Origin of the sequence: Bariatricus sp. SGI.019 (assembly GCF_050315235.1) — a bacterium.
GTDB lineage: Bacteria > Bacillota > Clostridia > Lachnospirales > Lachnospiraceae > JAFBIX01.
In genome coordinates this window covers 21,803-34,601 of sequence record NZ_JBNPOQ010000024.1, presented here as the reverse complement: position 1 = coordinate 34,601, position 12,799 = coordinate 21,803, and the positions used below count along the sequence as shown (strand labels likewise).

Annotated in this window: 17 protein-coding genes; 16 read left to right on the top strand and 1 reads right to left on the bottom strand. The window is 40.8% G+C overall.

Annotation, left to right across the window (positions count from 1 at the left end):
- Nucleotides 1-46 precede the first annotated feature (46 nt).
- The 7 genes from ACQRD1_RS13035 (at nucleotide 47) to ACQRD1_RS13005 (ending at nucleotide 4,617) form a co-directional block, all read left to right on the top strand.
- A complete protein-coding gene (locus tag ACQRD1_RS13035; protein WP_022092901.1) occupies nucleotides 47-274 on the top strand; it encodes a DUF5348 domain-containing protein in 228 nt (75 codons plus the stop codon).
- Between the two features lie 285 nt (nucleotides 275-559).
- Entirely contained in the window at nucleotides 560-1,981 is a 1,422-nt protein-coding gene (locus ACQRD1_RS13030) for a plasmid recombination protein (RefSeq protein ID WP_055261451.1), read from the top strand.
- A gap of 4 nt (nucleotides 1,982-1,985) precedes the next feature.
- Nucleotides 1,986-2,360, top strand: coding sequence for a TnpV protein (locus tag ACQRD1_RS13025; protein ID WP_055261448.1), 375 nt, complete (start codon nucleotides 1,986-1,988; stop codon nucleotides 2,358-2,360).
- Nucleotides 2,361-2,613: 253 nt separating this feature from the next.
- The gene (locus ACQRD1_RS13020; RefSeq protein ID WP_055261446.1) at nucleotides 2,614-3,276 is read left to right on the top strand and encodes a phosphatase PAP2 family protein; all 663 of its coding nucleotides are present in this window, start codon (nucleotides 2,614-2,616) and stop codon (nucleotides 3,274-3,276) included.
- 21 nt (nucleotides 3,277-3,297) lie between these two features.
- Nucleotides 3,298-3,912: a helix-turn-helix domain-containing protein gene (locus ACQRD1_RS13015; RefSeq protein ID WP_055261444.1), complete on the top strand. Its 615-nt coding sequence runs from the start codon at nucleotides 3,298-3,300 to the stop codon at nucleotides 3,910-3,912.
- A 155-nt stretch (nucleotides 3,913-4,067) separates the two neighbouring features.
- Nucleotides 4,068-4,316, top strand: a complete 249-nt coding sequence (locus ACQRD1_RS13010; RefSeq protein WP_005610763.1) for a type II toxin-antitoxin system prevent-host-death family antitoxin — start codon at nucleotides 4,068-4,070, stop codon at nucleotides 4,314-4,316.
- Nucleotide 4,317: 1 nt separating this feature from the next.
- Nucleotides 4,318-4,617, top strand: coding sequence for a type II toxin-antitoxin system RelE/ParE family toxin (locus tag ACQRD1_RS13005; protein WP_195256017.1), 300 nt, complete (start codon nucleotides 4,318-4,320; stop codon nucleotides 4,615-4,617).
- Nucleotides 4,618-4,937: 320 nt separating this feature from the next.
- Here the strand turns inward: ACQRD1_RS13005 and ACQRD1_RS13000 are convergent, their stop codons facing one another.
- Nucleotides 4,938-5,498, bottom strand: a complete 561-nt coding sequence (locus tag ACQRD1_RS13000) for a helix-turn-helix domain-containing protein (RefSeq protein WP_427787731.1) — start codon at nucleotides 5,496-5,498, stop codon at nucleotides 4,938-4,940.
- A gap of 336 nt (nucleotides 5,499-5,834) precedes the next feature.
- Here ACQRD1_RS13000 and ACQRD1_RS12995 point away from each other — a divergent pair, with 336 nt between their 5' ends.
- The 9 genes from ACQRD1_RS12995 to ACQRD1_RS12955 all read left to right on the top strand — a co-directional run bounded on the left by ACQRD1_RS12995 (nucleotide 5,835) and on the right by ACQRD1_RS12955 (nucleotide 12,266).
- On the top strand, nucleotides 5,835-6,014 hold the full coding sequence (locus ACQRD1_RS12995; RefSeq protein WP_016302462.1) for a DNA-binding protein: 180 nt from the start codon (nucleotides 5,835-5,837) through the stop codon (nucleotides 6,012-6,014).
- 16 nt (nucleotides 6,015-6,030) lie between these two features.
- A complete protein-coding gene (locus tag ACQRD1_RS12990) occupies nucleotides 6,031-7,113 on the top strand; it encodes a tyrosine-type recombinase/integrase (protein WP_427787728.1) in 1,083 nt (360 codons plus the stop codon).
- Nucleotides 7,114-7,117: 4 nt separating this feature from the next.
- Nucleotides 7,118-7,441, top strand: coding sequence for a plasmid mobilization protein (locus tag ACQRD1_RS12985; RefSeq protein ID WP_160303040.1), 324 nt, complete (start codon nucleotides 7,118-7,120; stop codon nucleotides 7,439-7,441).
- The gene (locus ACQRD1_RS12980; protein ID WP_427787726.1) at nucleotides 7,438-8,259 is read left to right on the top strand and encodes an AAA family ATPase; all 822 of its coding nucleotides are present in this window, start codon (nucleotides 7,438-7,440) and stop codon (nucleotides 8,257-8,259) included. The genes ACQRD1_RS12985 and ACQRD1_RS12980 overlap by 4 nt, the downstream gene beginning before the upstream one ends.
- Nucleotides 8,260-8,657: 398 nt before the next feature.
- Nucleotides 8,658-10,007 carry a plasmid recombination protein gene (locus ACQRD1_RS12975; protein ID WP_427787736.1) on the top strand — a complete coding sequence of 450 codons (1,350 nt, stop codon included), beginning with the start codon at nucleotides 8,658-8,660 and terminating at the stop codon, nucleotides 10,005-10,007.
- A gap of 20 nt (nucleotides 10,008-10,027) precedes the next feature.
- On the top strand, nucleotides 10,028-10,342 hold the full coding sequence (locus tag ACQRD1_RS12970) for a hypothetical protein (RefSeq protein WP_427787724.1): 315 nt from the start codon (nucleotides 10,028-10,030) through the stop codon (nucleotides 10,340-10,342).
- 98 nt (nucleotides 10,343-10,440) lie between these two features.
- Nucleotides 10,441-10,965, top strand: a complete 525-nt coding sequence (locus ACQRD1_RS12965; protein WP_427787723.1) for a GNAT family N-acetyltransferase — start codon at nucleotides 10,441-10,443, stop codon at nucleotides 10,963-10,965.
- 22 nt (nucleotides 10,966-10,987) lie between these two features.
- Nucleotides 10,988-11,512 (top strand): AAA family ATPase, encoded by a 525-nt coding sequence (locus ACQRD1_RS12960; protein WP_427787722.1) that lies wholly within the window; start codon nucleotides 10,988-10,990, stop codon nucleotides 11,510-11,512.
- 22 nt (nucleotides 11,513-11,534) lie between these two features.
- Complete coding sequence (locus tag ACQRD1_RS12955) at nucleotides 11,535-12,266, top strand: N-6 DNA methylase (RefSeq protein WP_427787720.1); 732 nt, start codon at nucleotides 11,535-11,537, stop codon at nucleotides 12,264-12,266.
- Nucleotides 12,267-12,799 lie beyond the last annotated feature (533 nt).

Below are 12,799 nucleotides of genomic sequence, written 5' to 3'. Positions count from 1 at the left end.
AACGGGGCTCCCTATGGAAAACGATAAATGAAGGGAGAGTGACACAATGAGAGAAGGAAGATTAGGTTATAACAGCAATAACGGAAGATACGGTTTATTATCATCAGATTTATGGATTGACACAGGATTTCACTGCGGAGAAGGGCTGGAAGTGCTGGTTGACGATCAGTGGGTCAAGACCAGAATGGAAATGAATCCGGCAAGGGAATGGTATCTGGTGGGGACACCATACTGCGGAGATTTGGAATATGTCCGGGCGAGAATAACGGGATAAGTCAGTCATACAAGTAACGCAGGAGTAAACCGACCAACGGGAGGAATAGGTCTTCGCTCCGATTCGGTCGGTGCATAACAGACGTCCCCGGACGTCTTGCCCCCGGCAGGGCGCAAGGGGACTTTTGATGGACGGTACGGCTGTCGAAAGTGCTTTTGCGTTACTTTTGACAAAAGTAACAAAACCGCCGTATCCGGCGAAGAGTTCTTTTTATCGCCATAACTGGCGAAGATACAAATTTATGTGCCATGTCTGGCACTGGTTTCAGAAGGGGAGGTGAGAAGCATGACCATGAAAAGAACAATTAGCGGTATGATCGGAGCTGGTTCTCTGGCTCATAACAGAAGGGATTTCATAGCAGAAAATGTAGATCCGGACAGAGTACACTTGAATATTTGTTACCAGAATGAAAATCTGAAAGATGTTTATAAAGAGTTGTTTGATGATTCTGTGGAGCGATACAATGTGGGGAAAAGAAAAGACCGTCAGATTACAAATTATTATGAAAAAATCCGGCAGGGAAAACAGGAAAAACTATTCCATGAGGTCATTTTCCAGATTGGAAATTGTGAAGACATGGCTGTAGGGACAGTAGAAGGAGAACTGGCAGTGAAGGTGTTGAATGAATATATGCAGGATTTTCAGAAAAGGAATCCAACTCTCCGGGTATTTTGCTGTTATCTTCATCAGGATGAAGCTACACCACATCTGCATATTGATTTTGTTCCCTATGTGACTGGTTGGAAAGGAAAAGGGATGGATATCAGAGTTTCACTGAAGCAGGCATTAAAAAGTTTGGGATTTCAAGGTGGAAATAAACATGACACAGAATTAAATCAGTGGATAAACCACGAAAAAGAAGTGCTGGCAGATATTGCAAAGCAGTATGGGATTGAATGGGAACAGAAAGGTACCCATGAGGAACATCTGGATGTTTATAATTTCAAGAAAAAAGAACGAAAGAAGGAAGTTCAGGCTCTGGAGCAGGAAAAAGAGTATCTGACAGCAGAGAATGAGGGACTGACTGCACAGATTGCAGAATCCAAGGCAGATATTCAGCTTTTGAAAGAAGATAAGGAACAGGCGGTCAGGGATAAAGAAGCTGCAGAAAAGCGGGCAGAGAAAGCAGAAATAGAATTAAAAAGCCTAGAAGAACGTCGGGAGCAGTTACAGCCGATCATAGATAATGTCAGTAAGGAAATAAAAGAATATGGGACGGTTAAAACGCTTCTACCGGAAGCAGGAGCATTGGAACGTGCAGGAACCTATCGGGATAAAAAAGTTAAACCATTATTTATTCAAATGAAGAATAAGATTGCTGCAATGGCTGCCCAGGTAAAAGAACTTACGAAAGAAGTGGAGAAATGGAAAAATAAATACCAGAAGACAAAACAGGCATATAACAGTGTTCAGAAAGAGTTGGATGATATGCGTAAAGACAATCAGAAATTATTAGAAGAAAAGAATATGTTGCAAAGTGTTTCTGATAGATATGATCGTGTTGTGCGTGTCATGGGAATAGACACTGTGGAGGCTGCGGTACTGCAGGATATTCATAATCAGAAAGCACTGGAAGAAAAACGACGGATGGAACAAATGCCAAAAGGAAGCATTTACGAAAGATTAGCATGGGGTGCGAAAAAGAGCGAGATGGAGAATCAGCAGCGTAAGAAAAATAAAACAAAGAACAGAGGAATGGAGATATAAGTGCATGAAAAAACACATTTATGATGAAAAGAACGGATTAAGCTATACCTTGCATGGAGATTACTATTTGCCGGGTCTGGTGCTGAATGAGGAAGAACCGACATATGGGAAATATGGAATGTTGCGGAAACAATATCTGAAAGAGTATAGACCAGCAAGATATCAGTGCCTGTTATTGACTGGAAAGCTGACTGAACATCTGAATCAGATTGATCGGGATGCAAGAGAGCAGGTCGAAATGTTAATGAAGCAGATGGCAGAAGAACAGAGTGTGACAGAAACATTGAAGATACGGGATCAGATGAAGTGGGTCGGGTTGATGAATAATATCAGAACAAGTGCTGAAAAAATTGTACTGAAAGAGATCGTTTATATATAAGTTAAGAGGGCTGCCGAAAGGCGACTCTTTGTAAATGTAAGAGTGGAATTTCAGAATAGAACATGATAGAATGCTAAAAGATAAATCCGGATTTGCAGGGATAGATAATCAGAAGGAAATACTGAAAAAACAAGCATTTACGGGTATGATACGAATCGTATCACGTATGTGACCGAGCGATTCTATCATCATTTTATGTTTTTTGATAAGGTGAATGTGTCGAAAAGACAAACCCATATAGAAAGGACGTAGAATGATGAAAAAGAACGGAATGAAGAATTTACTATTTGGAGGAATATTCATTGCAACTTTTGTATTATGGACAGTTTTGATCCAGATGGTAGATGTGCAGCCTCATGGTCAAAACGGAACGAATATTGGATTTGCAACACTCAATTGCTGGTTTCACCGCTTCACAGGCGTACACATGATGATTTATTCGATTACTGATTGGATGGGGCTGGTGCCTGTCGTAGTATGCCTGATCTTTGCAGGTGTGGGACTAGTTCAGTTGATTAAGAAAAGAAGTCTTTTCAAGGTGGATCCGGATATCATTATTCTGGGTATTTATTATATTGTCGTGATCCTGGCATATATATTTTTTGAGATGATTCCAATCAATTACAGACCTATTTTAATTAACGGAGTAATGGAGGCATCTTATCCATCATCAACTACACTATTGGTATTGTGTGTGATGCCGACTTTGATCGAACAGACTCAGCGCAGGCTGTCAAGCATTGCAGTCAAAAAAGTGATAACGATTGTAACAATCGCTTTTTCGGCATTCATGGTTATTGGCAGATTGATTTCGGGAGTACATTGGCTCACGGATATTGTAGGTGGCGTATTGTTAAGCATTGGATTATTTTCTATTTATCAGGGAGCGGTTATACTGTCAATAAAGAATAAATAAAACGAGCAAGGGGTGGAGGTTTTGGAATTTCATGAAAAACTTCAGGAATTAAGAAAAAGCCGGGGAATGACACAAGAAGAACTGGCTGCGGCATTATTTGTATCTAGAACTGCAATTTCAAAATGGGAATCCGGAAGAGGATATCCGAGCATAGATTCATTAAAGGAAATATCTCGATATTTTTCTGTGTCGATTGATGATCTGTTATCTGGAGAACAGTTGATTTTGATTGCAGAAAAAGAAAACAAATCAAATCTCAATAGTGTATGTGACTTATTATGGGGATTTGTTGACTTGCTTTCTTTGATGCTTATTTTTCTTCCGCTGTATCCCAAGCCGGTCAATGGTTATATCTATTCGGTAAATCTTTTTGAGTATGTAGATAATAATAAATGGATTATTACCATTTATTGGATAATGTTCATCACTTTAACGATTATCGGGATTGTGAAAATATTGATGGTCTATTTCAAATTTGAAAAAGGCAAAAAGGTGATTACTGCATTGTCTATAGGATGCAGTGTTATCGATGTTTTGTTTTTGGCAATGATGAAAGAACCATATGCAATAATAGTTGCTTTTCTGCTATTACTGATCAAAAGTGGTCTCCTTTATAAACAAGCCAAGGCAGGCTGATCAGGTATTGTCCCCTACAACTTCAAGTTTGTCGAATTAAAAAATAGGAATAGTTATAATAGAAAGCTGTAAAAATTCACGTTGAATTTTACAGCTTTTTGTGTATAATATAAGTAGCAGAAACAATATAAAATCAAGGAAGGAGCTGAAAGAATATGGCAAGTATTTTACCAGTATCTGATTTGAGAAATTATAACGAAGTCCTGAAGAACTGCCACAAAGGCGAGCCGGTATATCTTACTAAGAATGGTAGAGGACGTTTTGTGGTTATGGATTTTGAAGATTATGAACGTGATCGTGCGGAAAAGAAGCTTTTGATGAAGCTGCAGGAAGCCGAAGAAGCAGTGAAAGACGGCGAAGGATGGCTGGATTTGGATGAACTGAAGGCACTTGTGGGGGAATAAGATGTTAAAATTGCGGATTAACCCGATTGTTGCAAAAGATCTGAAGAATATTCGGGATTACATTGCTGAAGACAACGAGGAATATGCGGCAAAGACCATAAAGGAAATTTACGGGAAATTTGAGAATCTTCAGATGTTTCCGGGAATGGGATCAGATCTTTCCAAACGAGTCAGTTTTCGGACAGATTATAAATATGCGATATGGGAAGATTATGTGATTATCTATAAAGTGGGCAGTGAGTATGTAGAGATTTATCGTGTAATTAACCGGTATCAGGATATCACTAGAATCTTTGACTGATAACAGAAATTTGATAACAAATTGATAACACCGTTCAGTACAGTCTGTGGACTTAGGACAGTGGAACACATATGAAACCGGATAGAACCATAATACCTATACAAAAATGTATAGTGACAAGAATTTATTTGCGAGTTTGAGTGATGAAATGGGCTTTAAGAACCTAGTATTTATGCGGGTTGCAAGCAAATTTGTTTAGGCGCTGGCAACGATTTGGCAACATTTTTTATATCACGCACGAAATAATTACATCAATGGGATAAGAAAACCTTGCTGATTTTCAGATATGGAAACTGAATATCGGCAAGGTCTTTTTATGCTTATTTCTGCTTTTTCTTTTTAGATGTTTTCTTTTCTTCTTTCTCGATTTTCTGAAATTCCTCTATAAGCATATCACTGACCGCCTGTGAGGGGACTTTCGCCCAATGCTTTGAGGTGTCCAGTTCCGGGTACTTGTACCGCCACTGGTCGTATTCCTCTTTGGTAATCTCGCCCTGTTCCAGTTTGGCGGCTTGCTCCTGCCATGCGTGGAACATATCAAACATGGACGAATAGGTGGAATAGTCGGACTTGTCAAGGCGCAGGCAGATTTCCCCGTCAACCTCCCCGATTTTCAGTCCGTACATATCTTCCAACGCAAAGAGTGTGTGCATAAGCCCGGTATAGGTATCAATATCCGGCACGGTGAGGGCGTGGGTGCTTACATCAAAGATATTCGCCATTTCTTTTACAAGGTCATGCTTCGGTGTCCTCGCTTCGGTTTCATACTGTGCCATGCGGACATCAGAGGTCTTTCCGAGAAAGCCGAGGATTTCGCCGAGCTGTTTCTGTGTCATGCCTTTTCGGTTGCGGAAAAAGCGGATACGTTTGCCGATTGCCATAATAAAACCTCCGTTATTGTGAAGTGAGGTAAAGTCATGCCAGCTTGATTACGCTCCGCTTCATCTCGCTGTGGCGGTGCGCCATATACGCCTGTCAGAAAGCAGTTCAGCGTGTGCAAGCACCCGCCGTCCTGTTTTCTTCCAGTCGTGCATGACTTTACTTAAACAAATCTGTTGAAGTTAGTATAACATGGTGCAATAGGAATAGCAAGAATAACTTAAATAAAAAAAGTTAAGATTTTCTTGAAAACCACTTGACTTAACGGAATTTATTTAGTATTCTATATGCAATACTTAAACAAAAACAGTTAAACATTGAAAGGAGAGGATATCTGAATGACAGAAAAATCTTTTATGACAGTGGAGGAAGTGGCAGCGGAACTGCGTGTGTCAAAGTCAAAAGCCTATCAGATTGTAAGGGAACTGAACGCAGAAATGCAGAAACAGGGCTATCTGACGGTGGCAGGACGTGTGAACGCTACATTTTTTCATAAAAAAGTATGTTACAGCGAATAGGAAGGAGTTGATTTAGATGGCTGTATACAAGGACAATGCCACGGGGACGTGGCGGGTTATCTACCGCTTTACCAACTGGAAAGGGGAGAGAAAGCAGACACAAAAGAGAGGTTTTGCAACAAAGAGAGAAGCGCAGGCGTGGGAGCATGAAGCCATGTTAAAGCAGGGCGCAAAACTGGATATGACGTTTGGCAGTTTCTTTGAAGTGTACGAAGCCGACAAGAAGCAGCGTGTCAAGGAAAGCACTTGGGAGTCCAAAAGCCATGTGATACGGACAAAGATTTTACCGTACTTTGAAAACCGCAAAATTGCAGAAATTGAAGCAAAGGACGTGATAGCGTGGCAGAATGAGTTGATGGCGTACCGGGACGAGAAAGGCAAGCCCTATTCCGCAGATTATTTGAGGACAATTCACGCACAACTTACGGCGATATTCAACCATGCAGTAAACTTCTATAATCTTCCCTACAATCCGGCAAGGCGGGCGGGGACGATTGGGAGTGAAGCCGTCAAGGAAATGGATTTTTGGACGAAAGAAGAATATCTGAAATTTTCCGAAACCATGATGGATAAGCCCCGTTCCTATTATGCGTTTGAAATGCTCTACTGGTGCGGTATGCGTTCCGGCGAACTGCTTGCGCTCACGCCTGCTGATATTGATTTTGAGAAACAGACGGTTACAATCAGCAAGACTTTCCACCGTTCCAAAGGGCGTGACATTATCACAAGCCCTAAGACGAAAAAGAGTAACCGCACAATAAAAATGCCAACCTTTCTGTGTGAGGAAATGCAGGAGTACATCAAAATGCTTTATGACATTAAGCCGAACGAAAGACTGTTTTCGGTCACAAAATCTTATCTTAGCCATGAAATGGAGCGTGGAGCAAAACAGGCAGGAGTAAAGAAAATAAGGGTGCATGACCTACGCCATAGCGCAGTATCGCTCTTGCTGGATATGGGATTTTCGGTACTGGCGATTGGGGAGCGCATGGGGCATGAAGCGGAGAAAATCACTTACCGGTACGCCCACTTGTTCCCAACGGTTCAGACGGAAATGGCGGAGAAATTGGAAATGGAGAGAATGACAAAGGAGGACTAAAGGCATGGAAAAATCACTTGATTACAAGGGAAGATGGCGCAACCATACGGTGGCGTTCCGGGTATCTGATGAAGAAGCAAAGCTGTTGAATGATTTGGTGGCATTGTCGGGATTGACAAAACAGGATTATATTACAAGGCGGCTCTTATGCCGGGACGTTGTGGTGCAGGGCAATCCGAGGGTATATAAGGCACTGAAAAATCAGATGGCGGCAATTTATGAGGAATTGAAACGCATGGAAAGCGTAAGCCCGGACAATGACGAACTGCTCTACACGTTGCAAGTAATCGCAATCACTTTAGACGGTCTGAAAGGGGAAGATGAATGACAAATAAAATAAAAACGACTGCTCCCGTATCATCTGTTGGCGCAGATGGGGAACAGCCGAACAATAAAAATTACAATGAAATTATAGCAAATGAAACAGCAAAAAACAATCTGCAAGCCACAAATTGCCCGGAGAAATCCGGGCAGGGCGGCGGGCTTCAAACCGTTTCCATGACAGAACTGTATGATACGGTTTACCCGCCGAGAACGCCTGTTGTGGACGGCTTCTTGTATGGCGGCACTTACCTCTTTGTGGGTGCGCCGAAAGTAGGTAAATCGTTCTTCATGGGACAGCTTGCCTACCATGTGGCAATGGGGCTTCCGCTGTGGAATTATCCAGTAAGAAAAGGGACGGTATTATATCTTGCACTGGAAGATGATTATGCAAGGCTTCAGCGGCGGCTGTCCGTCATGTTTGGTGTGGAGTGTGCGGACAATTTATTTTTTGCAACGCAGGCAAAGACACTGAATGAGGGACTGGACGGAGAATTGGAGGGTTTCATAAAAGAGCATAAGGACGCAAGGCTGATTATCATTGATACGCTCCAAAAGGTGCGTGAGGTCGGCGGGGGCAGGTACAGCTATTCCAGTGATTATGAGATTGTGACAAAGCTGAAATCATTCAGTGATAAATACGGTGTCTGCCTGTTGGTGGTTCATCATACCCGCAAGTTGGAGTCCGAGGACAGCTTCGATATGATTTCCGGCACAAACGGGCTTCTCGGTGCGGCGGACGGGGCGTTTATCATGCACAAGAAAAAGCGCACGGACAACACGGCGGTCATGGACATTGTGGGGCGTGACCAGCCAGTTGCTTAATGATTATGGCATTTTCTATGACAACAAGCGGGGGCATGAGAGAAAAATCATTCTGAAACGGCTAGAGCAGAAAGAGTAAAGTGCGACGATATGCGTCGGTTGCGACGGTATTTTTGATAGCGGGGCGGTATAGAAAATATCGACGCTATCGACGCAAACCGACGCATGGGGAGCATTGAAGCGGCGAACAGCCGCCTACCGTCCGTGAGGACGGAAAGCCCCCGGCAGGGCGCAAAGGCACTTTTGATAGAGCGTAGCCTGTCGAAAGTGCTTTTGCGTTACTTTCGGGAAAGTAACAAAGCCGAAGCGAAGAAACTTCGCTTTGCGCCTTAGTCGGCGCAGTAAAATCAGTATATAGAATGTGGAGGATATGCCTATTGGAAAGGACGATTAGCGGCATGATGGGGAAAGGTTCGGTCAACCACAATACAAGAGCCTTTACAGCTAAAAATGTAGACAAGGAACGTAGCTGGGACAACGTGGAATTTTGCCATTCGGATATAAAAGAAGTTTATCACATTCTTTTTGATGAAGCACTGGAACGCTACAATGCAAAGCAAAAACGGAGTGACAGAAAGATTGATGATTACTATGAGAAAATACGCCGGGGAAAGCAGGAGAAATTATTTTATGAGGTAATCTTCCAAATCGGCAATAAAGATGATATGAACGTGCAGAGCAATGAGGGGCAGTTGGCGAAAGAGATTTTATGTGAGTTCATGGAGCAGTTTCAGAAAAGAAATCCGAACCTATATGTATTTTCAAGCCACTTACACATGGACGAGCAGACGCCACATATCCACATTGATTTTGTTCCCTTTATCCGTAACAGCAAGCGTGGACTTGATACGAGAGTTTCCCTCAAAGGCGCATTGTCGGAACAGGGTTTCAAAGGCGGCACAAGGGGAATGACGGAATGGAATGAATGGATTGAAGCGGAGAAGCAGGAACTTTCTAAAGTCATGGGGCGGCACGGCGTACAGTGGAAACAGTTAGGCACACATAACAAGCATTTGTCGGTACTTGATTTTGAAAAGCAGGAGCGGCAGAAAGAGGTTGCGGAACTGGAACAGACAATCTCCGGCAGTAAAGAGAAATTATCTGACATTCTTCATCAGCAGATTGCGGCAGGACAGGAAACGGAGCAGATACGCAAAGAGAGCGAAGAAATCCGGCAGGAAATATCAGAACTTTCCGCTACAAATCTTCTTTTGAAAGAGCAGACGGAAACACTGACAGAAGATAAAGAAAAGCTGCTGTCTGAAAATGAAAAATTGGAGAAACAGCAGAAAAAGTTACAGCAGGAAATTAACAAAATGGTGCAATCAAAAGAAGTCATGGAGCGCAATATACACGCCTATGATGAAGATGTGAAATGGCAGTTGGCAGAGCCAGGGGTATTGATGAGCGCAAAGAATTATCGGGATAAAAAGGCACTCCCGCTTGTAGAGAAATTAAAAGAGGTGGTAAAAAATCTGACTATCAAATGCGTACAGCTTACGGAGCAAAGCAAGAAGTTGACCGCCAAAGTGGACGGGCAAAAGGAGCAAATTAGCCGCTTGACGGATAAGGTCATGGAGCAGAGCGACACCATAGACCGATTGCAGGAGAAAGCGTCTGATTTGGGGCGTTTGGAGCGTCATTTCGGCAGAGAGCAGGTGCAGTTGATAGTAGAACAGTCAAAGGCGTTAGAACAGGCAGAAAGGGCAAATAAACGCCCGAAGCGTGCTTTTGAAATGAGCCGATAGGAAAGGGGGATGGATAGGATATGACGGATATGGAGAAGAAAGTCATGGTGCGGCTGTGTGCTAAAATCGTGGCAGAAACAGACCTTTACGAAACGGATAAGGAAGTGCAAAATTTGATAGACTGGGTATGTCTGTCAGAGCAGATAAAAGAGAACAATAATACAATCCGCAATCTGACCGGGGAATATAAGAAGATAGAGCCGGATTGCCGGGAGGGAGTGCGGGCGCAGTTGGAGCGCATGAAAGAACTCTGCAAAGAGCGCAATAGTCTGTATGAGAAACAGAACGACTTGAAAGGGCAGAAACAGCAGATTGAAAAGTCGTTGGAACGATAAGAAATATGGGGCGTGGCGGTTGCTATGTCCTATATTTTTATGGAAAATAGAGAATAAAAGTGATATAATTTATGTAATGAATTTAAGGAGAAAAGGGCATGGAATATATATTTGAAACAGAGCACTTGAAGATTAGAAAATTTGAGATAGAAGATGCCAAATGTTTATATGAAAATCATTTGGAAGAAGAAGTAAAAATGTGGATTCCAAATGAAAGCTATGTAGATATGGAAGAAACTAAAGGCGCAATCAAATTTTATGTGGACTGTGTCAATGGCAAACATTTACCGTATGTATTAGCTGTTGAACTGAAAGAAACAGGTGAATTGATAGGCGATACAGGCGTAAATGTGGTAGAAGGAAATCCTGATGAGGTAGAAATAGGTTACGGGATATGTAAAAAGTATAGTGGAAATGGGTATGCAACTGAATTATTAAAAGCTATGACAGAGTTTATAAAAAGAACTTTTGGAATAAATATTTTATATGGACGTGTCATGCGTGGAAATAATGCTTCTGTGAGAGTTCTTGAAAAGAATGGGTATGAATTTGTTAGGGAAGAATTTGGGGCGGAAGATGACCTTTATGGTAACGGTATGTTAATTTATAAGAAAGAATGTTAAATTGGGATTGTTGGAGGCTATTATGAAACCTACTAAAAAACAACCATTATTCATTGTCACCGGGGCTTCCTGTGTTGGAAAATCGACACTTTGTAATGAATTGTTTATTAATGAAAAAGAGTATATTGTAATGGAAAGTGACTTATTGTGGAATGACATTTACAATACACCAGAGGATGATTATTTCGAGTATAATCGTTTATGGTTAAGGGTATGTGCCAATATTGCACAAGCTGGAAAGCCTGTTGTACTGTGTGGTTGCAGAGTACCTAAACAACTTGAAAATTTGCCAGAAAGAGAATTGTTTACCCATATTTATTATCTTGCTGTTGTCTGTGATGATGCTGTATTGGAAGAACGAATGCGTAAAGGACGCGGGGTAAGTGATGATGATTGGATTAGAAACTCTACGGATTTCAATAAATGGCTGAAACAGCAGTCCAACGAGAATGTTTCATATCCTATAACATTATTGGACACTTCCGACATTTCACCTAAACAGGCTGCGATAATGGTTGATAATTGGATTATGGGGAAGAAACCATGATTGGTTTATGGAGAATATATTAATGGTATATAAATATTGTGAAAATAGGAATTTTGAGGATTTGGCAAGCGGAAAAGTTATAGTCCATAAAGCGGGATATCCTAATTTCCCGGTAAGGCTTGCACAAGAAATATTTAGTAGATGTTTACATCATTTAGATGACCCAGATAGTGTATGTATTTATGACCCTTGCTGTGGCGGCGGTTATCTGCTAACGGTACTTGGCTTTTTAAATTATGAAAGAATAAAGACAATAATGGCTTCTGACATAAGTGATGATGCTATACAGCTTGCCAACGAGAATTTATCGTTGCTTGATAAAAACGGACTCAAAAAAAGAATACGACAAATAAATGATTTATTATCATTACATAACAAAAATTCACATATCGATGCATTAAATAGTGCAACCAATTTATTGGACATATTGGCAAATTCGACACATGAAATAGAACGCAAAGTGTTTAAAGCAGATGTTTTATCAAATATTCCATTAGATAATGCTAATTTCAAAGCGGATATTATATTTACAGATGTTCCATATGGAAACCTTGTTGAATGGCAGAATGGAAATAAAGATAATATCAATTTATTGGATCAGCTATTACCGATAACAAAAGAAAAAACTGTAGTTGCTATATGCTCAGACAAGTCACAAAAATTTCAATCGGATAATTTCCAAAGGATAGAAAAACAAGTAATAGGTAAACGTTTATTTCAAATATTTAGATTAGTGAATCTTGGATTAACTTGATAGCAAACAGCTTAAAAATGTGATGTTAGATGCGGATGAATGTTCTTAAACTTCATAATCTCCTTTAACAATAAGAAAGACATGGTGCTAGCACCATGTAATAAGGATGGATAAGGAGAAATCAGTTTTTATTGTGTAATATTTCAAAAATGAGTTGTCAAATTATAGGAATTTGCTATAATAAATGCGTGGCAACATTTTGGCAACAGAAAATCAGCAAGCCATAATAAATGATGTAATTGATGTAAAAATGGGCGTGTATTTGCATAAAACTTAAATAAATACAGTTAAGAACAACAAAGAACACGCCGAGTTTGAGTAGCTTGAAAAATCGCGGAAAAGCCCATAAATAAAGGCTTTGCGGGGTGTCGAAAAGACCAAATGGAGTGCAAATGGAGTTTAAAAATTATTTTTTTCTCTTGTTTATATTCCAGATTCACCTGCAAATTTCGTGAAATCGGTTATTCTCATAAAATAAAATTAGAGTAAATATGAAGAACAGTTTGTTTTGATTGAAGTGATTTTCGTCAAGG

Coding starts and splice junctions, on each gene's coding strand:
- ACQRD1_RS13035 (WP_022092901.1), top strand. CDS start 47: ATGAGAGAAGGAAGATTAGGTTATAACAGCAATAACGGAAGATACGGT.
- ACQRD1_RS13030 (WP_055261451.1), top strand. CDS start 560: ATGACCATGAAAAGAACAATTAGCGGTATGATCGGAGCTGGTTCTCTG.
- ACQRD1_RS13025 (WP_055261448.1), top strand. CDS start 1,986: ATGAAAAAACACATTTATGATGAAAAGAACGGATTAAGCTATACCTTG.
- ACQRD1_RS13020 (WP_055261446.1), top strand. CDS start 2,614: ATGATGAAAAAGAACGGAATGAAGAATTTACTATTTGGAGGAATATTC.
- ACQRD1_RS13010 (WP_005610763.1), top strand. CDS start 4,068: ATGGCAAGTATTTTACCAGTATCTGATTTGAGAAATTATAACGAAGTC.
- ACQRD1_RS13005 (WP_195256017.1), top strand. CDS start 4,318: ATGTTAAAATTGCGGATTAACCCGATTGTTGCAAAAGATCTGAAGAAT.
- ACQRD1_RS13000 (WP_427787731.1), bottom strand. CDS start 5,498: ATGGCAATCGGCAAACGTATCCGCTTTTTCCGCAACCGAAAAGGCATG.
- ACQRD1_RS12995 (WP_016302462.1), top strand. CDS start 5,835: ATGACAGAAAAATCTTTTATGACAGTGGAGGAAGTGGCAGCGGAACTG.
- ACQRD1_RS12990 (WP_427787728.1), top strand. CDS start 6,031: ATGGCTGTATACAAGGACAATGCCACGGGGACGTGGCGGGTTATCTAC.
- ACQRD1_RS12985 (WP_160303040.1), top strand. CDS start 7,118: ATGGAAAAATCACTTGATTACAAGGGAAGATGGCGCAACCATACGGTG.
- ACQRD1_RS12980 (WP_427787726.1), top strand. CDS start 7,438: ATGACAAATAAAATAAAAACGACTGCTCCCGTATCATCTGTTGGCGCA.
- ACQRD1_RS12975 (WP_427787736.1), top strand. CDS start 8,658: ATGATGGGGAAAGGTTCGGTCAACCACAATACAAGAGCCTTTACAGCT.
- ACQRD1_RS12970 (WP_427787724.1), top strand. CDS start 10,028: ATGACGGATATGGAGAAGAAAGTCATGGTGCGGCTGTGTGCTAAAATC.
- ACQRD1_RS12965 (WP_427787723.1), top strand. CDS start 10,441: ATGGAATATATATTTGAAACAGAGCACTTGAAGATTAGAAAATTTGAG.
- ACQRD1_RS12960 (WP_427787722.1), top strand. CDS start 10,988: ATGAAACCTACTAAAAAACAACCATTATTCATTGTCACCGGGGCTTCC.
- ACQRD1_RS12955 (WP_427787720.1), top strand. CDS start 11,535: ATGGTATATAAATATTGTGAAAATAGGAATTTTGAGGATTTGGCAAGC.